The sequence below is a fragment of the Brevibacillus borstelensis genome, from assembly GCF_037834415.1.
In the GTDB taxonomy this organism is placed as follows: Bacteria; Bacillota; Bacilli; order Brevibacillales; family Brevibacillaceae; genus Brevibacillus; species Brevibacillus borstelensis_A.
On sequence record NZ_JAUMSJ010000035.1, the window covers coordinates 30,372 to 55,731 of the forward strand.

Consider the following 25,360-nt stretch of genomic DNA (forward strand, 5'->3'; position numbering starts at 1 on the left):
AAAACGTAATTGAACACATTTCTACAAAATCAGACAAAAATCCTCCCGCAGGAAAAAAGAGGAGGCCTGTACTCCTAGAGTACAGACCTCCTTTTGGATCAAAAGAGAAGCGATTAAAAACGATAGCCGCTGTGCATGGCGCGCTGGTTTTCTACAGCGTGGGCCGCATGCTCGGACAGGGCGGGATTGGCTGGAATGGCATACGGATTTTGGTACTGATTCAGCGATTGAATCGCCTCGGGAGAAATGTGGCCGCGGAACACAAGGGCGGCCGGTGAAACCTGGTCGTTGTACGCGGTGGTCTTCTCATTGTAAGCAGGCTGATTCGGATACATCATGTGGCTCTGACCTTGCTGCATCGAGTAGGCGTGGGGATTGCGCTGGTGCATTTCGGCCTGCTGGTGATGATACATCGCATGCTGCTGGTGAGCCTGAGCATGGTGCCGGTGCAGGTGGGCATAATGTTGGTGAGCTTGTCCCAGATCGTATTGGTGACGATTGTTCATCTGCATACCCTCCAGAAAATGGAATAAACTGTGCGGACAAATCGGCATTTCGCCTTTTACATTATGTCCAACTGACGCCTGATCATGCGAAAGAGGAATGGGGTAGCGGGCAACAGGGAATGATAACCGCAAGCGATCGCAAAAGGCGCAAAAGGAAGGTGCGGCAGATGGAAAAAGATCTGATTGAAATTCCCCAAATCGACATTCCCGATGAAATCAGGCAGGTGGAGCTCCCCGAGATTGGGGAAACGACTCCTCATCCCAAACCGGACAGCCCTTCTGTCCAGACAGGAGAAAACGGGCGGTCTATCGGTTTCCTGTCCGAATAAAAAGAGCTTCCAGTCAGTCAGGGACTTTCGCATGAAAACGGGTTTTCCGCTGCGGAAACCGTGCCGGATTGCAAACTGCACTTTCGACAAAAACAGCCATTTTCTCTCGTGGACAAGTCTCCTGTTTTTTGTAAAAGTTAAAGGGTAAGCGCGAGACAATTCAAGGGGGAAAACGATGTGGCCCGTTTGTTGATTGTAGACGATGCGGCATTTATGAGGAAAATGCTGGCCGACATGGTAGCCGAGAAGCACGAGGTGTGCGGCGAGGCAGCCAGCGGTGTGGAGGCCATCCAGAAGTACAAGGAATTGAAGCCCGACGTCGTCACGATGGACATTACCATGCCAAAGATGCAGGGAATCGAAGCGATGCGAGAGATTCTGGCCATCGATCAGGACGCCAAAGTACTCATTTGCTCGGCCATCGGCCACCGGCAAAAAATACTGGAAGCGATGAAAAACGGTGCCCGCGATTTCCTGGTCAAACCCTTTCAAAAGGAACAAATTCTGGACGCGATTTCCCGTCTGGTGTAAATGCATGAAGAGCTGCTCCCCCCCTAGGGGGGCGGCTTTTTTTCGTTCAGTTTCGATACGAAGCGGGGCATCATTCGTTATAATAAACAAATAGCATCACACGAGCGTTAAGAGGGTGGAGCCGTGTCAAACCAACCGAATGTTTTCCAGCAATTTCAGCACGCCGATATCGACGAGCTGGCCGATGTTATCGGCGAGCTTTTGCAGAATCCGATCACGATCGAGGACGCCGATCACAAGCTGATTGCCTACAGCTCTCACAGCGAGAGCACCGATCAGGCCAGGTGGTCGACGATCATGGGCCGGCGGGTGCCGGAGAAGGTGCTGACCCGGCTGTGGAAGGACGGCGTGTTTCAGGAGCTTCTGACCAAAGAGGAGCCCGTGCATATTCCGGCAAAAGACGAGGTGGGTCTCGGCAAGCGGGTGGCCATCGCCATTCGCAAAGGCAGCGAGGTCCTGGGCTATATCTGGGCGATCGAGGTCAATCGGCCGATTACGGAAGAAGACGACGAAATCTTGCGTCAAGCGGCACGGGCTGCCGTCTCCCGGCTTGTTCAAAGGCAGGGAAAACGGAAGGCGGAGGAGCAGCGGCGCAAGGAGTTTTTGTGGGAACTGCTTTTGGGAAACCACAGCAGCGACACGCTGATTCGCCAAAAGGCGGAAAGCCTGCAAATGCAGCTGTCCACGCCGTACCTGATCTGCATTATCGAGGCGGCAGGCACCCGCCTGGAGCAATATCTCTACCCGCTCTTGATGAGAGACAAGCTGCTCTGGGTCGTGGACGGCAATCAAATCATTCTGTTGATCGGACAGGCGGGAGCGGGAAAACAGCCGGATGAGGCGCTGGTTCGAAAGGTGAAGCAATTCCTGGCGGATTCGCTGGGAAAACTGGAATCGCACGTGAGCGAAGGACAGGTGACGGCAGGCTACGGACGCAGCTACAGAGCCTATGCCGATCTTGTCAAAAGCTACCGGGAAGCTTTGCATGCGGTCAAAATCAAGCGGCTGTTCCCGCGGGAAACGGCCGGCATTCACGGCTATCGCGAGCTGGGGATCTACCGGTATCTTCTCAAGCTGAAGCAATGGGACGAGGAACAGGGATACGAAAATGAAAGGCTCGCCAGGCTGAAGCAGTATGACGCGGAAAATCAGACGGCGATGGCCGAAACGCTGGAGACGTATCTGGATGCTGCCGGAAAGGTGAACATCACAGCCAATCGGTTGCATATTCATATCAATACGCTGAGCTATCGATTGAAGAGAATCGAAGAGATCATGCAGGTCGATCTGGAGGACATGAATCAGCGGGTGGCTCTCTACCTGGAGTTGAAGCTGGACAAATTAAACAGCGAACGATAGTTCGTTTGTGGATTTTCACAAATAAAAGGAAGGCAAGATTAAGGGAATCCCCAAGGAAAATCGGTTTGCAAACGCTGTACAATGTAGATAATCTCGTTATTCGGCGTTTGCAAAAGGAGGACTTATACGATGATTGTAGGGATTCCCAAAGAGATTAAAAACAACGAAAATCGCGTCGCCATCACGCCTGCGGGCGTAGCTGCGCTGGTGCAAAACGGCCATACGGTCCGGATCGAAAACAGTGCCGGTCTTGGCAGCGGCTTCACCAATGAAGATTACACCGCTGTGGGCGCTGAAATCGTCGCCACGGCAGCGGAAGCTTGGGCAGCCGATATGGTGATGAAAGTAAAAGAACCGCTTCCAAGCGAATACGGCTTTTTCCGCGAGGGACAAATCCTGTTCACGTACTTGCACCTCGCTCCAGAACCGGAATTGACTCGTGCTCTGGTAGAGAAAAAAGTGGTAGCCATCGCGTATGAAACCATTCAGTTGGACAACGGCGCTCTGCCTCTCCTGATGCCGATGTCGGAAGTAGCTGGACGGATGTCCGTACAAATCGGCGCGCAATTTCTGGAAAAGCCGTATGGCGGAAAAGGCGTCCTCTTGGGCGGCGTACCGGGCGTGCCGAAGGGTGAGGTCGTCGTTATCGGCGGCGGTATCGTTGGTACCAACGCTGCGAAGATGGCTCTCGGACTGGGGGCAAACGTGACGATCATCGATGTGAGCGCGGACCGTCTGCGTCAACTGGACGACTTGTTCCAAGGCCGCGTGCAAACCCTGATGTCGAACTCCTTCAACATTGCGAATGCCGTGAAAAAAGCGGACCTCCTCGTAGGCGCTGTCCTGATCCCGGGTGCCCGTGCGCCTCGCCTGGTGACCGAGGACATGGTAAAAACCATGGCTCCTGGCTCCGTCATCGTAGACGTAGCGATCGACCAAGGCGGTTCCATCGAGACCTGCGACCGTATCTCTACACATGACAACCCGACCTACGAAAAACACGGAGTCATTCACTACTCTGTTGCAAACATGCCGGGTGCTGTTGCCCGGACATCCACGCTCGCGCTGACCAACGTGACTGTGCCGTATGCGGTGCAGCTTGCCAACAAAGGCTATCGTCAAGCGATCCTGGAAAACCGTCCGCTGTCCAAAGGCGTCAACGTCATCGACGGAAAAATTACGTACAAGGCGGTTGCGGAAGCCCACAACCTGCCTTACGTGGCGCTGGAAGAAGTTCTTTTGGTGAAAAACTAGGGCTTGCCCCTTTTCAAAACCATGATACATGCAGACCAACTGCCTGCCCTGCCACATCGGGGCGGGCAGTTTTTACTTCTGCTCGATCAGCTTGGGGTATACAAGGTACAAAAGAGATCCAGGCGTCCCGTGCTGCTTTGCTCAGCAATAGCGGAATGATCGTTGCGTGAGTGGTAATCCCGACAGACAGCATGATCATCATCACAGCCTGAGAAAATCCGATAGACCCAGTTGCGTTTCGCACGGACCGGATCATTCCTTTTTCAAATGTGGTCCATTCTATGTACAAAAAGGAAAGGCGTTATGCAAGGGCGATCCGGACGCCATTTCACACTGGAAAAAAAAGAATCTCTCAATTTATACGCCTCACCCAAAAAAATATGGTATGCTACTAGGCAGAAAAAAGCAGTGAGGAGTGCAGCGATGTATCAGCTAGTGCGGAAATTCCTGTTTCAGATGGACGTCGAAGAAGTGCACGAAAAAACCGTCCATCTCCTCAAGGTGGCAGAAAAATCGGCAGCTGGAAAAAGTCTTTTGAAAATGATGTACCAGGTTCGAGACGAACGGCTTGAGACGAAGCTGTGGGGCATTTCGTTTCCGAATCCGGTGGGGCTGGCAGCGGGCTTTGACAAAAATGCGGAGGTGTACCACGCCTTGGCAGCGCTCGGCTTCGGTTTTGTCGAGGTCGGTACGATCACGCCGCAAGGCCAGCCGGGCAACCCGCAGCCGCGGCTGTTCCGATTGGTGGAACATGAAGCGATCATCAACCGTATGGGCTTTAATAATCTGGGGGCCTACCTGGCATCCCAAAACCTGATCGACTACGCATATGCCGATATTCCGATCGGCATCAACATCGGCAAGAACAAAATAACGCCAAACGAAAGTGCCGCAAGCGATTACAGCAAGTGTCTAGACATGCTGTACGGCTACGGTCATTACTTTGTCATCAATGTCAGCTCGCCAAATACACCGAATTTGCGCGATTTGCAGGAGACGGAAAGCTTGCGCGGCTTGCTTCGCGCTGTCAGGGACAAGGCGTCCGAGCTGGAAGCGCGGGGAGCCAAGGCAAAGCCGATCCTGTTAAAGGTGGCCCCCGATATGGCGGACGAGCAGATGAGCGATGTGGTGCAGGCAGCAGTGGAAGAAGGAATCTCCGGCATTATTGCGACGAACACCACATTGTCCCGAGAGCCGGTGCAAGACCATCCGAAGGCGGGGGAAGCAGGCGGGCTAAGCGGAAAACCGCTGGAAGCCAGAGCGACCGCCTGGGTCAAGGAGATCTATCAGGAAGTCGGGGACAAGGTGCCAATCATCGGAGTGGGCGGCATTTTTACCGGTGAGGACGCATACCGCAAGATTCGCGCGGGCGCCAGCCTTGTCCAGGTCTATTCGGGCATGGTGTTTCAGGGCCCGGGAATTGCCAAAATGATCAACAGGCAGCTGCTCCAATACTTGAAGCGTGACGGCTTTTCACACATCAGCGAAGCTGTCGGGGTCGATGCGCGGTAATGGAAAACCCTTCCGTATCCGGTGGACCCCATTGGCAAAAAGACAAGGGAGAACTGGCATGTTCTCCTTTTTCTTTTGAGAGCCATCGTTTATAATAGAACAATCATCAACGAATATTCGGAAAAAGAAAACGGAATAAAACGCAGCGAGGTGCCCTTATGAATCATAAGGGGTAACAGGGAATCGGGTGAAAATCCCGAGCGGTCCCGCCACTGTAACCAGGGGAATGCTCTTTTCACGAAAGCCACTCATCGATTAGATGGGGAAGGCAAAAGAGCGTGTCGATCCGGAAGCCAGGAGACCTACCTCGCTGCTACACCCATGAGCCTTCGAGGAAAGGAGAGGTGAGCCCGGAAAAAACGACAGCTTGCAGTGTCGTTCGTTGCCGTGTGCCTAGCTCATCCGATCGGGTGAGCTTTTTTGCATATTTGATTGGAGAATCAGATCGAGGAGTGTTGTTCAATGAGAGATAGACGGACTGTTGCCAGCGGTCTTCTTATCGCTGGGTTTCTTGCATACTTTCTGTTCAATACGCCGCAGACCGGACATGCCATGCATATCATGGAAGGGTATTTGCCGGTGGGCTGGTCGCTGTTCTGGTGGGCTGCTTTCTTGCCCTTCTTTTTCCTCGGATTGCGCCAGGTTCAGCGCATCGTCAAGGAAAATCCGGAGTATAAGCTGCTTTTGGGCGTAGCGGGGGCATTTGCTTTTGTCCTGTCGGCTTTGAAAATTCCGTCTGTGACGGGCAGCAGCTCTCATCCGACGGGAACGGGACTTGGCGCGATCCTGTTTGGCCCGCTGGTCATGTCCGTACTGGGCAGTTTGGTGCTCTTGTTTCAGGCGCTGCTGCTGGCGCATGGAGGGTTGACTACGCTGGGAGCCAACGCGTTTTCCATGGCTGTTGTCGGTCCGCTTGTGGCATATGGCGTGTATCGGCTGGTCGCCAGAAACAACGGCAGCCGGAAGCTGGGCATTTTTCTCGCCGCTGCTCTTGCCGACTTGAGTACCTATCTGGTTACTTCCGTTCAGCTGGCGCTGGCATTCCCTGCTGCTTCCGGCGGCATCATGGCTTCCTTTGTCAAGTTTGCCGGGATTTTTGCCCTGACGCAGGTGCCGCTGGCGATCAGCGAGGGATTGCTGACTGTGCTCGTATGGAATTGGCTGCAAGCCTATAATTCGCAGGAATTGTCACAGCTGACGCTGCTGAAAAAGGAGGGGTAAAAGATGAAGCGTTGGACAAACTGGCTGCTGCTTCTGGCTGTAGCTGTATTGGCTGTAGTACCTTTGCTGGTGGTGAAGGATTCGGAGTTTGGCGGAGCCGATGGAGCGGCAGAGGAAGCGATCATGGAAATAGCTCCCGACTACGAGCCGTGGTTTCAGCCTTTGCTTGAACCGCCCGGCGGCGAAACCGAAAGCCTCTTGTTCGCCCTGCAGGCAGCCTTGGGTGCAGGCGTGATCGGGTATGCCATCGGCTTGTACCGGGGCAGGCTGAAAAACAGGCAAGAATGATTGGACGGATCGACTCCCTCGCTTACGAAAACAGGCTCAAGCGGCTGCCGCCCGGACAGAAGCTGTTCTTTTCATTGGCGATGCTGCTTCTTGCGCTGATCAGCCACCCGCTTGTCCAAGGAATGTTGTTCGTCTGGATGAGCATCTGGATCGTCGTCTACGCCCGGACGCCATGGCGTATTTATCTGGCAGTGGTGGCAGCTTCATTCGCTTTTCTGCTCGCGGGAAGTCCGGCGCTGCTCCTGGAGGTAACGAGACTTTCGGAATGGACAAGGGGCGGCGATGTGCTCGCGTACTGGCAGCTGGGAGGCTGGGTCGTCTATGCGACGGCAGAGGGGCTAATCCGGGCATGGAGTCTGGCAGCCCGTTCGCTGGCGGCGCTGTCCTGTTTTTCCTTTATTCTCTTTACGGTTCCCTTTGCGGAGGTCCTGCAAGTATTTCGCCGGATCGGCATCCCCTCCATCCTGACTGATCTTATGATGATTATGTACCGCTTCGTGTTCGGCCTGCTGGAGACGGCCGAGCAGATCTGGACGGCGCAAAAGGCCAGAGGAGGGCACCGCGGCGCAGCGGGAACGCTCAGGGATGCGGGCAGGCTGATCGTACAATTATTTATCCGCACAATGCAGCGCTATCGCCAGCTGTACATCAGCATGACGGCAAGGGGGTTTACGGACGATTTCCGTGTCTTGGCCCAAGTCTCCCACATGCGCTCGAAAAGATATGAATGGGAAGCGATAGCAGGCTGTCTCTTGCTGACGATGCTGGAGTGGTGGATGGGAGGATGAGAAGCGAGTGGCAGTTGAAGTGACGACCGAAGCGAAAACACAATGGAAAAGAGCAGCGAGAGTAGACGTGCTGCGCTTTTCAGACGTCCACTACACCTATCCGGGAGCTCGCCAGCCGGCGCTCAACGGACTTTCTCTCGGTGTGCCTGCGGGAAAAAAGTGCGTGCTCCTGGGTCACAACGGTTGCGGGAAGTCTACGATGTTTTTGCATGCAAACGGGATTTTTCGCCCGAACCAGGGCCAAGTCCTGTGGAAAGGGGAGGAAGTTCCCAATAACCGCGCTTATTTGCACGAACTGAAACAGAAGATCGGTCTGGTGTTTCAGGACCCGGAGCAGCAGCTGATCGCCACGACGGTTGCCGAAGACCTCTCCTACGGATTATGCAATCAAAAGCTGCCGGAAGACATTGTCAGGGAAAAGGTGTGCCGCACGATGGAAACGTTTGGGATGACCGACTGGGCAGAGACTCCGATTCACAAACTCAGCCTTGGTCAGAAACGGCGTGTGGCGTTGGCCGGTGTCATGGTGCTGGAGCCGGAGCTGCTTTTGCTGGACGAGCCGACGGCTTATCTGGATCAGGGACAGACGAAACATTTTGTCCAAGAGCTGGACCGGATTCATGCGGCCGGAACGACGATATTGATGGCAACGCACGACGTCGACCTCGCATTTGCCTGGGCAGACTGGGTGCTCGTCATGGAAAAAGGGCAGCTGGCGCTGGAAGGAGAGCCGGAAGCTGTCTTCTCCCACCGGGACACTCTGGAGAGGCTGCAGCTGCGTAGGCCTGTCGTATTTGATGTGTGGGAGGCGCTGCCTGATGCCCTGCGAGAAGAGATCGGCTCTCCCCGGGTGCCGAGGAAAGTGGAGGAGCTGACAGCGGGATTGCGCAAGAGAGCAGCAAGCTTTATCACATAAACAGGCTTCTTTAACCCGTCGGAGCCGTACTGCTTATTCGCGTAGCCGTTTTTGCCGGAGCAGATATGTGACGCTCCTCACACCCCGAGGACCGCTGTTTCGCTACGATAATGGTAGCTGCAGATTCATTGGCGGGACAGAAAGGGGAGGAGCAGATGGGCCTGTTGTTGAAAGAGCGCGATTACGCCCAAAGTCCCTTTATCGTCATTTGGGAGGTGACGAGAGCGTGTGCCTTGCATTGCCTGCACTGCCGGGCCGAGGCGCAGTACGCGTCGGACCCGGCGCAATTGACGTTTGAAGAAGGGAAAAGGCTTGTCTATCCGAGCGGATTTCTCCCTGTAAAGGCGGGAAATGTTCGCGAGGGCTCTTTGCAACAGATCTATCGGGAAGCGCCTGTGATGAAGCAGCTGAGGGACAAATCCCTCCTAAAGGGAAAGTGCGGCCGTTGTCCATACAAGGAAATCTGCGGAGGCTCAAGAGCCCGGGCATACGGAGTGACGGGCGATTACTTGGAGAGCGATCCCTGCTGTGTATACGAGCCGGAAAAAAGTGCGGTGGAAAGCGGAGAATCATACGATGCGACGTAAGCAATCAGCTGTTCTGTCTATCGGAAAAGGAAGGGAGGAGCCAGAATGAGATCGTTCATCCCCAATCAGCACGGCGCCTGGGCGATGCTGATCGTGCCTTTTCTGTTTGGAGTGTTCGCGTCCACCCCGGTGATCCTTCACCTTCCCTTGTTTCTGTGCTGGTTGCTCCTGTATCTGTTTACCTTTCCGCTGCTGCAGTTGATTCGCACCGGAAAGGGAGAGCGCTACAAAAAGCCGCTTTTGGTGTATGGCGTGCTGCTCGCTCCGCTTGCCGGGGTGCTGCTTATGGCAAAGCCGGGACTGGTCTGGTACGCGCTGTCGCTGCTGCCGTTCTTCTTGATCAACTGTTACTACGCCCGTAAAAATCAAGAGCGGGCGCTTTTGAACGATTTTGCCGCAGTGCTTCTGTTTAGTTCCATCGTATTTGTCACCTATCAAATCGGCGGAGGCAACGACTGGAGCGCCGCTGTATCGCTGTTCTCTCTGAGTGTGCTTTACTTTTCGGGAACGGTTTTTTACGTCAAAACGATGATCCGCGAGAAACGGAACAAAGCGTTTTACGGGCTGTCTGTTGGCTATCACATCGTGCAAGCTGCCGTTATGGGCTGGATGTTTTCCCTCTGGCTGCTCTTGCCGGCCGGCGTGCTGCTGATCCGGGCGATCGTTTCGCCTCGGCTGCAGCCGTCAATTAAAGTGGTTGGAATCTCGGAGATCGGTTATGCCGTGTTAATGACGGCAACCGTCCTGTGCTTGTATACATGAGGAAATCGGCGGGTTCCTGTATGCGGTCTTGCAGCCGGGGCCTTATCTCTCACTCGCCGGATGATGTCGTAGAAGCCTGGGATCACTAGAAACGAGTCTTTGGAAGGGGTTCCCAAGGCTCGTTTCTTTTTGGAAAAACCTAGCATCCTCTTTCAGTCTTTTGTATAATGATTGTTACATAATGAATGGGAGGCGTTTTTATGAAGTGCACGATGATCGTCAGGGCTCAAATCCAAATTCAGGGGGAAGACGCATAACTTGCCCTGTAACCTGCGAGCTTCCCCTGTAATGGGGAAGGGGTTCCATTTTGGTGGAAAAAGAACGGAACGAACAAATTTGTTTACAAACAGAGGGTGTGGAAGCTGCCGGTCCCGCTCGAACCTTTGGTCGTTTAAAAGCGGCATTGGCCTGGCTCGGCTTCCTCGGATTTTTCAGCGTACTGAATGAAACCGTATTTACGGTATCCTTGCCGGACATTGCAAAGCAATTTGGCGTACCGCCATCGACTGCTAACTGGGTGACGATCAGCTTTGTCATTACGTTCGGGATCGGCTCGGCCATTTATGGAAGATTGTCCGATATGTACGGCGTCAAATGGCTGCTTGTCATCGGCCTGTGCATATACAGCGGAGGATCGCTGCTCGGCTTGTTCGCGCAAGCCTCATTTCCGGCTGTCCTCGCCGCCCGTTTTATTCAAGGGGCGGGTGCATCGGCTGTCCCTGCGATGATCATGGTGATGATTGCCCGTTATGTCGGGGCTGGAGATCGCGGGAAAGCGTTTGGTGTCGTAGGTTCCCTGATCGCCATGGGGGAGGGAATCGGCCCTGTCATCGGGGGCGTCATCGCGGATTCGATCCATTGGTCGTTCCTGTTTTTGATCCCGGTAGTGACGCTCGTCTCCATCCCTTTCTTTCTGCGGGCTTTGCCTGACGAGCCTGCTCGCAAAGGGAAGGTGGATGTCCCGGGAGCTTTGCTGCTTTCCGCTGTGATTGTGATGTTTACCCTCTATACGACAGGATACCAATGGGGTTATCTCGCCGGAAGCATTCTTCTGTTGGGCGTGTTTGCCCTTTATATCCACCGAGCAAATGAGCCCTTTATTGAACCAGCCTTGTTTGGGAAGCCAAGGTTTGTAAAAGGCGTTTTGAGCGGATGCATGCTGCTTGGAACGGTGGCAGGCTTCATTTCCATGGTGCCGTATATGATGCGGGAGATGCATCATCTGAGTACGGGCTTGATCGGGGGAGGCATTTTGTTTCCGGGTACCATGAGCGTAGCGTTATTCGGTGCCATTGGAGGCAGACTGGCCGACAGACGAGGGCACGCCTTTGTCATGACTCTCGGCGTATCCATGATCACTGCCAGCTTCCTTGTCACAGCGCTGTTCGCGGAGCAAACGCCGTGGCTGACGACTGGAGCATTGGTGCTGACATTTGGCGGTTTGTCCTTTGTCAAAACGGTGATCTCCTCCAGTGTGGCAGATACGCTGGAAGAGCACGAAGCTGGCGCTGGCATGGGGATGCTCAATCTGGCATGCTTCTTGTCTGAGGGAATCGGGATCGCGATTGTCGGCGGAATGCTGTCGAACCGCTTTCTGGACTTCCCTTTGCTTCCGACGGTGAGCCAGCCTGGAGCATTCGCCTACAGCAATTTGCTGCTCGTTTTTGTTTTGGTCATGTTCGCTGGCCGAGCCGTATACGCGTTGGCTTTTGACCACAGGCGTAGATGACTCGCCTTTGTACAGCGTAAACGATTGTATGAGAAAAACAGCCGTGCTCGTCCGGCTGTTTTTTTGTCTAAAGAAATTTTTCCTGCCCTCCTTTAACTTTAGTTAGTCTACAGAACAGGAATTTAGAACTAGACTGAAGGTGCCCGTTGTAAAGGTTTTCTTATCCGTTGATGGAACGCCGTGTGCGCTGAAAGGCGCCCGCACGGTGTAGGCTCGTTCGAAAGCCATGCCTGGTATAAGGCGAGAATAGCGACGATTCGAATCCTCCAGTGGTCGTTTGGGTTCAAGAGCAAACGGCAGGTGGAGATCATTGGGTAAACAAGGGGGAATATCATGACGGCTTCCATGTAGTGGTGAAAAGCACAAAGGCAGGCAGTGTATATCTCGTTCCAAGCGGCACACCCCGCGATGAGAACAGTATCCGGCTGGCCGCAGTCGGCAGTGCCGATGTGACCGCAGCCGATGCGGAAACGGTGATCGCCATCGCTCCGAGGGAGACAAAGCTGACCCATGGAGAACGATACGTTCTTTATGCAGTGGATCAAAAGGGTGTTGTATCTCTGCCCACCTCGACAGTTTTTACCGTTGATCTGGAAGGACCTGTCTCGGAGGATGCAGAGACAAAAGCCGGGGGATGGGAAGAGACAGCGATGATGAATGAGCCGAGTTCTGGCGGAGCAGCTGCGGTTTTGCCAAATGGTGAAATTTTGGTCGCTGGGGGCAGTATCAAAAAAACAGTGGAAATGTACGATCCGAGTCGCGAAAAGTGGACACAGCTGGAAGACATGGGCGTGCCTCGTTACGGTCCGGCTGCAGCCGTACTGCCGGATGGCAAGGTGCTGGTAGTGGGCGGCGACCCGGAAGGAAGGGGCTCATTCTTGAAATCGACAGAAGTGTACAATCCTGAATCGGATAGCTGGACTGCGGGTATCCCGATGGGTACGGAACGATTTAAACCGGTTGCTGTAACGCTCGAGGACGGAAGAATTCTCGTAGCCGGAGGTTTTTCAGGGAAAGGGGTTCAAAAGTCGGCGGAAATTTTTGATCCCGAGACCGAAGAATGGAGCAGCGCTGCAAACATGAATACGGGAAGAGAGGGTGCTGGCGCAGTCCTTCTTTCAACCGGAGAAGTGTTGGTGATGGGCGGTATAGGTCCGGCCGATCAACAACTGACGTCGGCGGAACTCTACGATCCCGCATCGGATTCGTGGACATACGCAAGTGACATGAATGTGAAACGATACAAGCCTTCAGCTGTCGCATTGGTAAATGGCAAAGTGCTGGTAGTAGGGGGGATTTCGGAGAGATCGGCAGAAATGTATGATCCTCGAACCGATACGTGGGAGTATACCGTTCCTCTTTCCGATATGCGCTTGGAAGGAGTTGCTGCGCCTCTTCCGGATGGTCGCGTCCTTGTAGCTGGGGGCTTCGATCGGTCAGGTGAATTGGCGACAGCCGAGATCTATACGCCTCATCTGCAAGTAACGCTTTTGTTTGCAGAAGATGTCGCGCTTATCAGGGATCTTGATGACATCAAGGGTATGATCGGTTATTCGGTAGACGGAGGTCCCTTCAAATCTTTAGGCCGGGACGATGCCGTTCAATTTTCCGCGAACAAGCTGGTGATTACGCTTGATATTTTGCCAAACGGAAGTGCTGTTCAGGTGAAGCTCGGGGAAGCGATTGTGGAGGATGAAGCCGGGAATCCGAATGAGGAGCTGCTGACAGAGGAGCTGCGCTACTGAAACAGGATTACCGTTCACGTGAATGATCGGTGCCTAGCATATAGCCTAAAGGAAAGCCCTTGGTATTGCCTACTGGCAACAGCCAAGGGCTGAAAAGCTTGGTACTACGATATTTTGAAATTCGTGAAGCCAGTGCCCGTAAAACAATTAGTCGCAATCACAGCCAACAATTACCAGGAGGACGAAGAGAACCAGGACTAACGCAAAGTTGTCGCCAAAAATTCCGCAGCTGGACATTGATATCACTCCTTTACTGAGATTGAGAAAAACTTCAAGATCAAGTTATGCGAAGAATATATGCAGGGTAAGGGCGAGCGCGGAAGGATCTGGAATTTGGGCAAAATCAAAACATGCGAGGCAAACCATGCCTGATCGTGTTATGTTCAGACTGGGCAGCGCAAAGCTTGCTACAGGGTCAGAATAATAACGGGACCTGCCATACCGGTTGCAAGCAGGACGTGAGCTGGATGCGAAAGTGGCGGAGGCGCTGGGTTGGGACTTTCTAACAGAAGAAGGATTTATGGATGAATATTTGCCTTGCTTCTCTACTTCGTGGGATGGAATAGGATCCCTGGTGAAGGAAGCGAGGAGGATCGGTATATATTTGGGGATAAATGCGGTTCCTGATAGAAGATATGAGGCATATGCATGGGATGAAGTTAATCAGAAACGTTATGAAATAGGCGGAAGAACAGCTCGGCTTGCTGTTTGTTCGGTATTTCTAACGGCTAAGGGAATCACTATTTAACAAAAGAGAAATTTTTGATGCAATAGGAGATTGAAAAATGAAAAGTGCCTCAACATTGAGGCACTTTCGTTCGGCTTAAAATGTCCTAGTACAATACCGAACAAACATTTGGGGCAGCTCCGCAATTTAACGGTTCAGCAGCTGTAGCGCCACTAGCTACAGACATAACCATCATGATTGCAAAAGCGAACGCGGCGAACTTTTTCATAGTAATCACCACCTTTTCCAATATTCGGATAAATTGTAACCCAAATTCTGGATAATAGCAATGGCAGAATAAAAAAAGCCTACTCGCAGGGAGCCAAATGTAGGTTCGCTGCCAACATTAAAACCATGGCAAACCGCGAGGGGGTACGGAAGATGAGCACACAAGAACAAGCGGAAAAAGGAATCGATCAGCTCTTTCCACGGCTGCAGCTTTCGGAAACGAAAAATGAATGGAAAGCGAGGCAGATCGAGCGGGCACTACAGTATTCGTTGGACGAAACAGAGAGAAAAATCATTGGAAAAAAGTACCTGAATCCAGTCAGAGTAAGCGACATCGACGTGTACTTGGACTTGGGGCTGACAAAGGATCAATACTACCCGAAAAAGAAAGAAGCTATCTTTCAAATTGCCACGGCACTCCGCATCATTTGAGTGCCGTTTTTTATTTTCCCGCCAAAAACCCGACAGAAAGCAGGACAAAAATAGGGACAAAATCACGGACAAAACCATGGACGTTTTTTCCATACGGGATCGGTAACCTTGAATTAAGAGCAAGGCATCGAGGCTCTTGGGAGATACCGTCTATCCCTTATCAATGACGTACCTGAGCGAATCTATGGATGTTGACGAATGTGGCCTTACGAGAGGGGGACATTCTGAGTCTGAACGCGCTAGTCTTGCGACGATCGTAGCAGGGAACATGCAACTTTTCTTTGTTGCTGTGCTTTAACAAGCGGTTTTCAGGTTTAGGCACCCCTCTCGGAACTTTAGAAAATCGCGATTACGCGGTTGGGACATATCGGACAGGGGATAACGTGCGAGACCTATGGCTCCTGCCCCTCGCCCTTTGTCCAGTACTTCTCAACGAGTTATCGAAGTAGAAGGTTGATTATTGGGTAAAATAAAAACCAATATTATGAATTTTTTTATATTTAGGTTAAAATATGGTAATCTTAGTTGTCACAAGCTGCTTCAACAACTGTAAACTTAGGAGTCAAAAAAGTAACGCAAGCAGCAGCGCTATGGTGCTGGTCAGCATCGTCAGTATCTGTATTGGATTATTTTGGTATTAAAGTTACTCAATCAGATTTTGTTGAATATGTTAAAGGTGAGGTTACGAATAAAGCGGGAAGTATTTCTGAGGTTATGGATGGCCTTGATCATTATGGGCTTCGAAGTTATCGAGAGAATAACTCATTAACATTTAAGGAGACGGCAAAGGAAATAAACAATGATATACCTTTAATAGCACGAATTAAATGGAAAACCGGGAATACAAGTATTGGTCATATGGTTGTTATTGATGGCTACACAAACGACTCAACTAGATATCTAAGGTATATGGATCCTGATAAAGGTGAGTACTCTATTATGCCTTATGACAAATTTGCAGATAGCTCGGGTCAAGAGTGGACCCATACCCTATATGGATTCGAAGAAAATTAATTGAGGAGGTAAAAAATGAAGAAGGTTACTTTAGCGGTTTTGGGAATAGCAACTCTTGCTGCAATGTTTTCGTTTTCTGCTGTCGGGGCAATTAATGAAGGGAAAAAGGACGCCTTTAATGCATATAAAAAGTTCGAGTCAGCAAGCAATAATAAGACATTACAAAAAAATAATGTGAACGACTTCTCTTTGTCTGATTACTCAATTGACAGCGCACAATTACCTGATACAAAAACAATAAAATCTTTTAAAGGTTCTAGTCTTACTGAATTACTTGTACCTTCAGATGAAAAACTGTGGTTTATCATGGAGGGAGATAAAGCTAAAGGTATAGTTATAGCAACGGATACCGAGCCAATTCAAGCAGGGCGCGAAAAAACAGGGCCGGAATTGTATGAAATGTTCAATAATATAATTCAAGAGTTTGGTAAAGATGTTCAAGTGAATTATTTGGACTACGCAGGCGGATTTATTTTTGTTGCGGTTGATGCTAATGGAAATGAAGGTATATGGCTCGAAGAACGTGCAGCAAGACTTCTTGATCTTAGTCCCGGAACCAAGTACAGTACTGAACAAGTTCTTGAAAGTATCAACGATGGGTTAAACTCTAGCGATGAGAAAGTCTCTGAAGATGATTCGCTAAGTGGAGGAAAATAAGAAAGTAAGGGACAGCGATATGCTGTCCTTTTTTTATCATCGAAAATATACATAAAGAAAGTAACAATTTCAAAACAGATTATACTTTTCCGCAACTCATTAATGAACAAATGGAGGTGGGTGAGACGTAGTGCGGCAGTTCGTTGAACGATCGACCGGGGAAATATACTACACCGAGGAAGTGCTGCGCCGATCGGACGAGATCGTGAAAGTTTTTCGTCCAGTTGGCTGAAATCGATCATTGGTCAAACGGAAGAAGAGGTTACAAAGTTGTTTGGGGCTGCATACTTCAATGAGAACGGAGTACGGATGTACGGAAGTCATACGAGAAGCGATGTCAGTTATGTTTGACGAGAACATCGGCTATAAGATGATAAACTTGCGGGCTGAGACATTAACCGAGAAGCCGGCTTTCCGGAATCTTTTTGAACGGAAACGGTTCATCATACCTGCACGATTATCGCCACACGGCCAAATGAGGTTGTGAAAGATATTCACGACCGGATCCCGGTTATTCTTCGACAGGAAGACGAAGCGATCTGGCTGGACCGTTCATTTTGTGAGTGATGAGGTGATTTTGTATCGTTTGTCCCCAATCTGTCCCCAATTCTTGGGTGAAAGACAAGAAAACAATTGATATAACAGGATTTTGATACAAGCTTACCTCTTACAGATCGTAATACAGCTCATATTCCTTCGGATTTACCGTACGTTCAACTTCCTGAATTTCGCCGCGCTTCAGCTCAATCCAGCTCTCGATCACCTCGCGGGTGAAGACGCCGCCTTCCAGGAGGAAGTCGCAGTCGCGTTCCAAAGCGTCCAGAGCTTCAGCCAGCGAGCCTGGAGCGCTCTTGATATCCACTTTTTCGGCATCGGACAAGTCGTAGATGTTTTTGTCGATCGGACCGTAGCCCAGCTCCCGCGGGTCCAGCTTCCGCTTGATTCCGTCCAGTCCGGCCATCAGCATGGCGGCGAAAGCCAGATAAGGGTTGGCGGTGGAGTCCGGGGTGCGGAATTCGATGCGGGCAGCTTTCGGCGTTACGGCCGCAACTGGAATGCGGACAGCCGCCGAGCGGTTTCCTTTGGAAAAGACCAGGTTGACCGGCGCTTCGTAGCCGGGAACGAGCCGTTTGAAAGAGTTGGTGCTCGGATTGGTCAGGGCGATCAACGCCGGCGCGTGATGCAGGATGCCCCCGATGTAATAGAGAGCCGTCTCGCTCAGGTTCGCATAGCCGCCTTTTTCAAAAAACAGCGGAGTGTCGCCGTTAAAGAGGCTTTGGTGGACATGCATGCCCGATCCGTTGTCGCCGACGATCGGCTTCGGCATAAAGGTGGCGGTTTTGCCGTGCTTGGCTGCCACATTGCGGACGATGTACTTGAACAGAAGCAGATTGTCGGCTGTCCGGGTCAGCGTGTCAAAGCGGAAGTTGATCTCGCCTTGACCGGCTGTCGCCACTTCATGATGATGGCGCTCAACCTTCAGGCCGGCTTGCGTCATGAGGGTGCACATTTCGTTGCGGATATCCGTTTGCGAATCGGTCGGTTGAACCGGGAAGTAACCGCCTTTGTTGCGGACCTTGTACCCCAGGTTTTTTCCTTCCGCGCCGGTATTCCAGTAAGCCTCTTCGGAATCGATGTGGAAGAAGGAGCCGGACGGGCCGGAAGCGTAGCGTACGTTGTCAAACAGGAAGAACTCCGATTCCGGTCCGAAGTAGGCATCTGTCGCCACTCCGAGCTCCTGCAAATACGCTTCCGCCTTCAGGGCGATGCCGCGAGGATCGCGATCGTAAGCGGAACCGTCCGGATTGTGGATGTTGCAAACGATATTTAATGTTTTCGCTTCGACGAATGGATCGATGAATGCGCTGTCCGTGTCGGGAATGGCGACCATATCGCTTTCTTCAATGCCCTTGTAGCCTGTAAGGCTGGAGCCGTCAAAAGCGACGCCGTTGTGGAACGTGTCCTCGTCGACGGCATAGGCAGGAATGGTGACATGGTGCTGGCGACCGAGCAAATCTACAATGCGGAAGTCCACATATTCAATGTTTTCCAATTCGATAAGAGACAGAATTGCTTTAGAATCCATTCAAACCACTCCATTCACGAATGTTTATTTGCATTAGTTTTTGAATGTTCGTTTTTCTTTCTCTTCTATACTTGGGATTATAAAATTTTCAGAACAGGACTGTCAAGAGGTTTAGTTACATTTTATGTTAGTTTTTCTAACATCATATTGCGGGCTATTTTATCTGGTTCCTTTTTTGTAAAATATAGACGAACTATTTTGAATGAGGGGTGGAGGGGTTTTGGCGAAGGTATTGGTGTTGGGAGCGGGGGCAGTTGGCGGTTATTTCGGTGCCCGGCTGGCCGAGAAAGGGGTAGACGTCACCTTTCTGGTAAGGGAACGCAGGCGGAAGCAGCTGCAGGAAAGAGGTCTCAGAGTACAGAGCGTTCACGGAGATATTCACCTGGAGCAGCCCGGAACGATTGTGTCGGGAGAGTCGGCAGGGCCGTTTGATGTCATCCTGCTATCCAACAAGGCGTACCATTTGGAAGACAGCATCGAAGCGATCGCAGCGTACGTAGGCGAGCAAACGGTGATTCTGCCGCTTTTGAACGGCATTGCCCACATGGAGCGGCTGTGGGAGAAATTCGGTCGCCATCAGGTGCTGGGCGGATTGTGCTTCATCGAAACGACACTGAACGAAGAAGGCGATGTCGTCCAGACAAGCCAGACAAATGAAATGGTTTTTGGCGAGTGGGCCGGTGGAGAGAGCGAACGCGTCGAAGCGCTCAAACAGGCGTTTTCCGGTACGAAAGCGAGCATTCGGGCCAGCGCCGACATTCAGCGGGACATGTGGCAAAAATACTTGTTTATCACCACTTTGTCAGGGATTACGACCTTGATGAATTCGTCAGTCGGACCGATTCGCGATGCGGTGTACGGGCTGGAGCTGACACGCCAGCTGGCCGAGGAGAGCGCAGCCGTCATGCGCAAGCTGGGAGCTCCGATCGATCCGGATGTTGTAGACAAACAGATGGATACATTCATGAAGCAAGGCTATCGGATGAAGGCTTCCATGCTCCGCGATATGGAAAAAGGCTTGCCGGTGGAGGCGGACCACCTGCAAGGGTATTTGATCCGGAAGGCTGACCAGCTGGGGATGTCCGTTCCGCTCCTCAAGGTGGTTTACAACAATTTGAAGGTATACGAATTGAAGCGTGAAGCGGCCAAATAAGTTATAATGAAGGCAATACGCAAAATGGAGGAGGGGTAAACATGGAAGTCGTCAAGATTTCCCCCCGCGGCTATTGCTACGGCGTCGTTGACGCTATGGTGCTCGCGCTCAAAACGGCACAAAACTTCGATCTGCCCCGTCCCATACACATTCTCGGGATGATTGTGCACAACGCGCATGTGGTTGACTCGTTTGAAAAGATGGGGGTCAAAACACTGGATGGCGAAGACCGGCTTGCCCTCCTGGATCAGATAGACGAAGGGACAGTCATTTTCACGGCCCACGGCGTTTCGCCGGAAGTGCGAAAAAAAGCCCGCGATAAAGGCTTGACGGTCGTGGATGCCACGTGCCCGGATGTCACCAAGACGCATGATTTGATCCGCGAAAAGGTGGCAGAGGGATATCACGTCATCTACATCGGCAAAAAAGGGCATCCGGAGCCCGAGGGGGCAGTCGGAATCGCTCCCGAGCGGGTGCATCTGGTGCAGACAGTGGACGAAATCGAAAAGCTGTCGATGCCGACCGACAAACTGATTGTCACCAATCAGACCACGATGAGCCAGTGGGATGTCAAGCACTTGATGGATGCGATCATCAAGCGTTTTCCGCAAGTGGAGGTCCACAATGAAATCTGCCTGGCCACGCAGGTGCGGCAGGAAGCCGTTGCCGAGCAGGCGGGGGAGGCCGAATTGACCATCGTCGTGGGCGATCCCCGCAGCAACAACTCCAACCGGCTCGCTCAGGTAGCGGAAGAGATCGCCGGTGTTCCGGCATATCGCATCGCCGACTTGTCTGAGCTTGATCTGGAATGGCTGAAGGGGAAAAAGCGGGTTGCCGTAACTTCCGGGGCGTCCACCCCGACACCGTTGACGAAAGAGGTCATCCAGTTTCTCGAGCAATACGATGAGGCCAAACCGGAGACCTGGGAGAAGAAGAGAACCGTCAATATGAATAAAATCCTTCCATCGGTAAAGTAAAACGCCGATAATCGTCAGGCGTCTGGCTCACTGCAGCAGGAGAGCCGGAGACAGGGAACGGATGCGGATGCACCTGCTGAAGACGAGCTCTGTTTGCTCGTCTTTTCTTGGTTAAGGGGAATACCAGAAAGCGGTGTGACCTGAGCAAAAGCGGTCGGCTCGATCACAAGTCCCGGCGTTTGGCTGCCACTCGCGCGTTCAGGCGCATCACAGCTGACGCTTCGCCAAAGGGCAAAGCGAAACAAAGCGTTTGAAAGTCAGAAGGAGGATTATATGGAGGGCAAGGTCCGGCAGCATGTGAGCCTTTGTGCTCTGTACTTGTTTATCTACTACGGATACGGGGCGCTTTATCCGTTGATTACGCAGTATTATCAGTCCATTCAGCTAACAGGTACACAAATCGGCATCATCAGTGCAGTGACCCCCGTCGTATCCATGGTTACCCAGCCGGTATGGGGGATGATCTGCGACCGCTTTCAGATACGGAAGCCTGTATTGATGCTGGCGCTGGCCGTGTCAGGTTTTGTCGGGCTGTTCTTTCCGGCGGTTTCGACGTTTGCCTTTGTTTTTCTTTTGTACATCATGCTCTCTATTTTCCAAAGCGCGCTGGTGCCCATTTCAGACAGCATGGGTCTAGGGTATGCCAAACAACATCACCTCCAGTTTGGGGACATTCGCCTGTGGGGGGCGGTCGGCTTTGCCGTGGCGGCCTTGTTGACAGGGCTCGCGCTGGAACAATGGGGCACGGCAAGCATCTTCGTTTCCTACTGTGCGGCGTCGCTGACTGCTGTCTTGTTTTTGCGGAATATTCCGGATCATACCGAATCGGCCCCCCGTATTGGCGGGAGTCTCCGTCAGGGCATCGTGGAGCTGTTGAAGCTTCCACGCTATGTTCTCTTCCTGATCGCTTCTTTTTTTATCTACGGGGCCATTAATGCACACAACATCTGGTTTTCGCTGTATTACCAGCATATCGGCGGCTCTGTGGCCGGCATCGGGCTGGCCTTCATGCTCTTTGCCGGCAGCGAAGCGCCGTTCATGAAGCTGGCCGGTTTCTTTGTGAGACGCTTCGGACTGGAGCTGACGATTCTTTTGGCGGGGGCTGTTTCCGCAATGCGCTGGCTTTGGTACAGTTCTGCGCCAGGGACGACCGTAGTGATTGCCTTCTTTTTCCTGCAAGGTCTGTCGGTCGGGTTTTACCTGGCTACCGCTTCCCAATTTGTCAGGGACAATACGCCAGCCTCCCTGCAAGTGACCGCGCTGTCCTTGTTCGTGTCAATCGGCAACGGATTCGGATCGATGACCTGCAATCTGGTCGGCGGCTGGATCAAGGATCTCTCGTCCATTCTGGAGACGTATTTGTTCTTCGGGATCGCGACCGTCTTTGGGCTGATTCCCTTGCTTGTCATTCGCTACGGGCCGTGGAAGCAGCCCCGGTTTGCTCAAAGCAGTCAGTTCTAGCAAAGGACTGCGGGAGTGTGTGGGTTCATGGAAAAAAGGACAGCTAATTGACGATCAGCGTCCCTTGATATCCGGTTTCCGGATAGCCCGGCGTATTGGAGATAAATGTATACTGCCCTTCCTGCTCAGCCAAAAATTGCAGCGTCGCCGACTGGTTTGGCTTCAAATCGGCGGATGCTACGTTCAGCTCGCGGATTACCAGATTGTGCGGGCGAATGTCTGAATTGACGATCATCAGGGAGACGGTCTCTCCCTTGTTGACGGAAAGCTTGTCGGGCAAAAAGCCCGCATTGGAGATGGTGACAGTCTGCACGCGTTGGGCAGCCACTGGAGAGGCATACAGGCGGTACTGATGAATAGCCAGTAACCCCAGTATCAGTGCCAACGCGACTAACGGATAGCGAAGCTGCCTGTACCGTTGACGAGTCATTTCCCTTCAGCTCCTTCGCGTGTGCGGATTCGTGGAGATGTTACTACTATCCTGCCCTGGACCTCTTTGGGATAAACAAGCAAGCTTTTGCGCCAGACAGGAAAAAGGAACGCAGAGAAGAGAAAAGGAGAGCGGGAATGCTCTCCTTTTGCGTTAGGCGAGAGACTGCGACTCGCGAAACAACGAGAAGGCCATGTACAGCGCGACGCCCCAGATAATCAGCGCGGAGACGATGTTCAAACCGCGTAGCAATTTGCCGGAGGTGTCCAGCCTTCCTGCGGTTCTTCCGGCGACGGCAAGCGCGAAGAACCAGAGCCAGGAGACGAGGATGCAGGAGAGGGAGAAAGCCCATTTCAGCATGTCCGCATACTGAAGCGAGCTTGTTCCGATGACCCCGATCGTGTCCAGGATGGCATGCGGATTGAGCAGGGAGACGGAAGCGGCGAACATGATCTGCCGTTTGGGGGTGAACCGCTCCGCCGCTCCCTTTTCGACAGCGGGGCGGCTTCGCCAGGTCATGAAGCCCATGTACGCGAGAAAACAGACACCGACTGCAAACAGGATCATTTTCAGCCAGGCAAAGGTAAGAACGATCAGAGAGACGCCAAGCACAGCGAGCAAAATAAGTGCGGTATCGCAAAGAGCGGCAGTGATGACGACAGGCAGCACGCGCCAAAGCGTAGGCTGCAGGGCGCCTTGATTAAACACAAACACGTTTTGCGCTCCTAGAGGCAAGATTAAGCCGAGGGCGAGCGCGAACCCATGCGCGATTGCTTCCCACATGCGGGAGCCTCCTTTTTCCGTTTTCACAGGTTTTAGCCTACGTGAAAACAAAGGGAATGTCTCCAGCCAATTGGCTTGCTTATAACCCAACCAATTTGTAAAATAGCAAGAAATGTGAACGAGAAAGGAGGGACACGACATGCTGAAGCTGGACTGGAAGCCGGATAAACTGGCTGATACCCCTGTGTATCTGCAAATGATCCAATATATGAAGGAAAAGATCGCAAGCGGCGAGTGGCCGATCAACACCCGCCTTCCCACGCAAAGGGCGATGGCGGAGGCTTGGGGAGTGAATCGCAGTACAGTGATCACAGCTTTGGACGAGCTGAAGGCCGAAGGGCTGATCGAGTCCGTCATGGGCAGCGGAACGATCGTAAGCAACAATACGTGGTCGCTCCTCACATCGGCAGCCCCGCCCGATTGGATGAGCTATGTACAGACAGCAGACCATCCGTCCAATATGCAGACCATCCAGGATATCAACAAATACGAGAGCGATTCTTCCATGATCCGTCTGGGAACAGGAGAGCTGTCTCCGGAGCTTTTGCCGCTCAGGGAAACGGAAGAGATCCTCAGTTCCCTGAATGGACGTCTTACCCATCTGGGGTACTCGGAGCCAAAAGGCTGGCTGCCGCTGCGAGAGGCCGTCAGCGGCCATCTGCGGACAAAAGGGATAGAGGCGACGCCCGCCTCGATATTGATTGTGTCAGGCGCTCTGCAAGCTCTGCAATTGATCTCGCAGGGAATTTTGCGTCAGGGCTCCGGTATTTTGCTGGAGCGTCCTTCCTATCTTTACTCGCTTTCGGTTTTCCAATCTTCCCGGATGCGCCTCTTGGGTGTCCCGATGGACGAGGAAGGGATTCGGCCGGAGTCTTTGTCCAGGCAGAAGCAGCTTCACGATGCGGCGCTCTTGTATACGATTCCTTCCTTTCACAATCCGACCGGCGCGTTCATGTCTGAAAGCAGAAGGCGTCAGGTCATGGCTATCTGCGAGCGTGAGCGCCTCCCGGTTCTGGAGGACGATGTGTACGGAGAGCTGTGGCTGGATGAGCCGGGGCCGCTCCCGCTGAAAGCGCTGGATCAGAACGGGCTGGTCCTGTATGCAGGCAGTTTGTCCAAGACGCTCAGTCCCGGGCTGCGGATTGGATGGGTCGTCGGGCCGGAGCCGGTGATCGAACGGCTCGCCGATGTGAAAATGCAGACGGATTACGGCGCAAGCGCGCTGTCCCAGCTGGCGGCAGCCGAGTGGCTGCGGGAAGATCGCTACGACCGGCATCTTAAGCGGGTAAGAGCGTCGCTGAAAGAACGCAGAGACCTGGCCTGCAAAGCGCTCCGCCGCTGGTTTTCCGATGTCGCCGATTGGCAGGTGCCGGGCGGTGGATTTTACATCTGGCTGCGCCTGAAGCAGACAAGGTCCATGCGAACGCTTTTTTTGCGGGCGCTTGGCGAGGGCATCCTGTTGAACCCCGGGTATGTGTACGATCAAACCGATAGCAGGCATTTGCGGATTTCCTATGCGTACGCAAAGGAGGGGGAACTGGAGAATGCTCTGTTCCGTCTCTCGCAGCTGTTGCGGAGTTAGCGTGTTTACGTGCCGGGAAAAGGGGAGGAACTGATTGTTAGTGTTTTTAAGGCGTTTGTGAAAAGACGAGAAGTTTTCCAGCAGAAACGGAAAAAGCCTTGGCTTCTAAAGGAGCGGCCGACTGCTGTGTTTGTTCGATGACCTAGCATTTTTAGCAGCGCTAGGTGGTTCCATATAGATTAGTTGGTTACTAAATGGTTATTTTTTAACGATAATGCAAATAAGTTTTAAAATTCATTTTTTTCCCATTATTGCAAAATATCCTTGTAAAGGAAAGGAACAATCGTTCTAGGCAATCATAAA

At 52.3% G+C, this 25,360-nt stretch carries 26 protein-coding genes, 2 pseudogenes and 1 riboswitch; of the genes and pseudogenes, 22 read left to right on the top strand and 6 right to left on the bottom strand.

Annotated elements, in window-relative coordinates; translation table 11 throughout:
- Nucleotides 1–113: 113 nt before the first annotated feature.
- Nucleotides 114–506, bottom strand: coding sequence for a hypothetical protein (locus Q3F21_RS21410; RefSeq protein ID WP_340257604.1), 393 nt, complete (start codon nt 504–506; stop codon nt 114–116).
- Nucleotides 507–673: 167 nt separating this feature from the next.
- Between Q3F21_RS21410 and Q3F21_RS21415 the strand changes: the two genes are divergently transcribed.
- From Q3F21_RS21415 to ald, 4 genes are all read left to right on the top strand, one after another.
- Nucleotides 674–835: a hypothetical protein gene (locus Q3F21_RS21415; protein WP_340257606.1), complete on the top strand. Its 162-nt coding sequence runs from the start codon at nt 674–676 to the stop codon at nt 833–835.
- A 177-nt stretch (nt 836–1,012) separates the two neighbouring features.
- The gene (locus Q3F21_RS21420) at nt 1,013–1,366 is read left to right on the top strand and encodes a response regulator (RefSeq protein WP_340257608.1); all 354 of its coding nucleotides are present in this window, start codon (nt 1,013–1,015) and stop codon (nt 1,364–1,366) included.
- A gap of 123 nt (nt 1,367–1,489) precedes the next feature.
- Nucleotides 1,490–2,725: a PucR family transcriptional regulator gene (locus tag Q3F21_RS21425; protein ID WP_340257610.1), complete on the top strand. Its 1,236-nt coding sequence runs from the start codon at nt 1,490–1,492 to the stop codon at nt 2,723–2,725.
- 129 nt (nt 2,726–2,854) lie between these two features.
- Nucleotides 2,855–3,979 carry an alanine dehydrogenase gene (gene ald, locus Q3F21_RS21430; RefSeq protein ID WP_340257614.1) on the top strand — a complete coding sequence of 375 codons (1,125 nt, stop codon included), beginning with the start codon at nt 2,855–2,857 and terminating at the stop codon, nt 3,977–3,979.
- 13 nt (nt 3,980–3,992) lie between these two features.
- On the opposite strand, the gene Q3F21_RS21435 is transcribed toward ald, so the two are convergent.
- Nucleotides 3,993–4,223 carry a hypothetical protein gene (locus tag Q3F21_RS21435; protein ID WP_340257617.1) on the bottom strand — a complete coding sequence of 77 codons (231 nt, stop codon included), beginning with the start codon at nt 4,221–4,223 and terminating at the stop codon, nt 3,993–3,995.
- A gap of 179 nt (nt 4,224–4,402) precedes the next feature.
- Here Q3F21_RS21435 and Q3F21_RS21440 point away from each other — a divergent pair, with 179 nt between their 5' ends.
- The 9 genes and pseudogenes from Q3F21_RS21440 to Q3F21_RS21480 all read left to right on the top strand — a co-directional run bounded on the left by Q3F21_RS21440 (nt 4,403) and on the right by Q3F21_RS21480 (nt 13,527).
- A complete protein-coding gene (locus Q3F21_RS21440; RefSeq protein WP_340257619.1) occupies nt 4,403–5,491 on the top strand; it encodes a quinone-dependent dihydroorotate dehydrogenase in 1,089 nt (362 codons plus the stop codon).
- A 131-nt stretch (nt 5,492–5,622) separates the two neighbouring features.
- A riboswitch (cobalamin riboswitch) is annotated at nt 5,623–5,815 on the top strand.
- Nucleotides 5,816–5,953: 138 nt separating this feature from the next.
- The gene (locus Q3F21_RS21445; protein ID WP_340257622.1) at nt 5,954–6,712 is read left to right on the top strand and encodes an energy-coupling factor ABC transporter permease; all 759 of its coding nucleotides are present in this window, start codon (nt 5,954–5,956) and stop codon (nt 6,710–6,712) included.
- Between the two features lie 3 nt (nt 6,713–6,715).
- Nucleotides 6,716–7,000: an energy-coupling factor ABC transporter substrate-binding protein gene (locus Q3F21_RS21450; RefSeq protein WP_340257624.1), complete on the top strand. Its 285-nt coding sequence runs from the start codon at nt 6,716–6,718 to the stop codon at nt 6,998–7,000.
- Nucleotides 6,997–7,788 (top strand): cobalt ECF transporter T component CbiQ, encoded by a 792-nt coding sequence (cbiQ, locus tag Q3F21_RS21455; protein WP_340257627.1) that lies wholly within the window; start codon nt 6,997–6,999, stop codon nt 7,786–7,788. The genes Q3F21_RS21450 and cbiQ overlap by 4 nt, the downstream gene beginning before the upstream one ends.
- Before the next feature lie 7 nt (nt 7,789–7,795).
- On the top strand, nt 7,796–8,704 hold the full coding sequence (locus Q3F21_RS21460) for an energy-coupling factor ABC transporter ATP-binding protein (RefSeq protein WP_340257629.1): 909 nt from the start codon (nt 7,796–7,798) through the stop codon (nt 8,702–8,704).
- 314 nt (nt 8,705–9,018) lie between these two features.
- Nucleotides 9,019–9,291, top strand: a pseudogene (locus Q3F21_RS27515) (SPASM domain-containing protein); the annotation flags it as partial.
- Nucleotides 9,292–9,336: 45 nt separating this feature from the next.
- Nucleotides 9,337–10,053, top strand: coding sequence for a YwiC-like family protein (locus Q3F21_RS21470; RefSeq protein ID WP_340257635.1), 717 nt, complete (start codon nt 9,337–9,339; stop codon nt 10,051–10,053).
- 310 nt (nt 10,054–10,363) lie between these two features.
- On the top strand, nt 10,364–11,782 hold the full coding sequence (locus Q3F21_RS21475) for an MFS transporter (RefSeq protein ID WP_425341292.1): 1,419 nt from the start codon (nt 10,364–10,366) through the stop codon (nt 11,780–11,782).
- Nucleotides 11,783–12,051: 269 nt separating this feature from the next.
- Nucleotides 12,052–13,527 carry a Kelch repeat-containing protein gene (locus Q3F21_RS21480; RefSeq protein WP_340257641.1) on the top strand — a complete coding sequence of 492 codons (1,476 nt, stop codon included), beginning with the start codon at nt 12,052–12,054 and terminating at the stop codon, nt 13,525–13,527.
- Nucleotides 13,528–13,674: 147 nt separating this feature from the next.
- Here the strand turns inward: Q3F21_RS21480 and Q3F21_RS21485 are convergent, their stop codons facing one another.
- Entirely contained in the window at nt 13,675–13,764 is a 90-nt protein-coding gene (locus Q3F21_RS21485) for a YjcZ family sporulation protein (protein WP_340257644.1), read from the bottom strand.
- Nucleotides 13,765–14,002: 238 nt separating this feature from the next.
- Here Q3F21_RS21485 and Q3F21_RS21490 point away from each other — a divergent pair, with 238 nt between their 5' ends.
- The 5 genes and pseudogenes from Q3F21_RS21490 to Q3F21_RS21510 form a co-directional block, all read left to right on the top strand.
- The gene (locus tag Q3F21_RS21490; protein ID WP_340257647.1) at nt 14,003–14,275 is read left to right on the top strand and encodes a hypothetical protein; all 273 of its coding nucleotides are present in this window, start codon (nt 14,003–14,005) and stop codon (nt 14,273–14,275) included.
- 360 nt (nt 14,276–14,635) lie between these two features.
- Nucleotides 14,636–14,914 carry an ArpU family phage packaging/lysis transcriptional regulator gene (locus Q3F21_RS21495; protein WP_340257650.1) on the top strand — a complete coding sequence of 93 codons (279 nt, stop codon included), beginning with the start codon at nt 14,636–14,638 and terminating at the stop codon, nt 14,912–14,914.
- Nucleotides 14,915–15,439: 525 nt separating this feature from the next.
- The gene (locus Q3F21_RS21500; RefSeq protein WP_340257653.1) at nt 15,440–15,928 is read left to right on the top strand and encodes a C39 family peptidase; all 489 of its coding nucleotides are present in this window, start codon (nt 15,440–15,442) and stop codon (nt 15,926–15,928) included.
- Between the two features lie 15 nt (nt 15,929–15,943).
- Nucleotides 15,944–16,585, top strand: coding sequence for a hypothetical protein (locus Q3F21_RS21505; RefSeq protein WP_340257656.1), 642 nt, complete (start codon nt 15,944–15,946; stop codon nt 16,583–16,585).
- Between the two features lie 349 nt (nt 16,586–16,934).
- Nucleotides 16,935–17,134 (top strand): annotated as a pseudogene (locus Q3F21_RS21510) (SOS response-associated peptidase family protein); the annotation flags it as partial.
- Between the two features lie 118 nt (nt 17,135–17,252).
- Here the strand turns inward: Q3F21_RS21510 and glnA are convergent.
- A complete protein-coding gene (gene glnA, locus Q3F21_RS21515; RefSeq protein ID WP_340257658.1) occupies nt 17,253–18,671 on the bottom strand; it encodes a type I glutamate--ammonia ligase in 1,419 nt (472 codons plus the stop codon).
- Between the two features lie 202 nt (nt 18,672–18,873).
- Here glnA and panE point away from each other — a divergent pair, with 202 nt between their 5' ends.
- The 3 genes from panE to Q3F21_RS21530 all read left to right on the top strand — a co-directional run bounded on the left by panE (nt 18,874) and on the right by Q3F21_RS21530 (nt 22,262).
- Entirely contained in the window at nt 18,874–19,824 is a 951-nt protein-coding gene (panE, locus tag Q3F21_RS21520; protein ID WP_340257660.1) for a 2-dehydropantoate 2-reductase, read from the top strand.
- Nucleotides 19,825–19,865: 41 nt separating this feature from the next.
- On the top strand, nt 19,866–20,801 hold the full coding sequence (locus Q3F21_RS21525; protein ID WP_340257662.1) for a 4-hydroxy-3-methylbut-2-enyl diphosphate reductase: 936 nt from the start codon (nt 19,866–19,868) through the stop codon (nt 20,799–20,801).
- Between the two features lie 273 nt (nt 20,802–21,074).
- On the top strand, nt 21,075–22,262 hold the full coding sequence (locus Q3F21_RS21530) for an MFS transporter (RefSeq protein ID WP_340257665.1): 1,188 nt from the start codon (nt 21,075–21,077) through the stop codon (nt 22,260–22,262).
- Between the two features lie 43 nt (nt 22,263–22,305).
- Here the strand turns inward: Q3F21_RS21530 and Q3F21_RS21535 are convergent, their stop codons facing one another.
- Nucleotides 22,306–22,692, bottom strand: a complete 387-nt coding sequence (locus Q3F21_RS21535) for a cupredoxin domain-containing protein (protein WP_340257667.1) — start codon at nt 22,690–22,692, stop codon at nt 22,306–22,308.
- Between the two features lie 153 nt (nt 22,693–22,845).
- Complete coding sequence (locus tag Q3F21_RS21540) at nt 22,846–23,475, bottom strand: LysE/ArgO family amino acid transporter (protein ID WP_340257669.1); 630 nt, start codon at nt 23,473–23,475, stop codon at nt 22,846–22,848.
- A 139-nt stretch (nt 23,476–23,614) separates the two neighbouring features.
- Here Q3F21_RS21540 and Q3F21_RS21545 point away from each other — a divergent pair, with 139 nt between their 5' ends.
- Nucleotides 23,615–25,057 (top strand): PLP-dependent aminotransferase family protein, encoded by a 1,443-nt coding sequence (locus tag Q3F21_RS21545; protein WP_340257671.1) that lies wholly within the window; start codon nt 23,615–23,617, stop codon nt 25,055–25,057.
- The last annotated feature ends 303 nt before the right edge of the window (nt 25,058–25,360 follow it).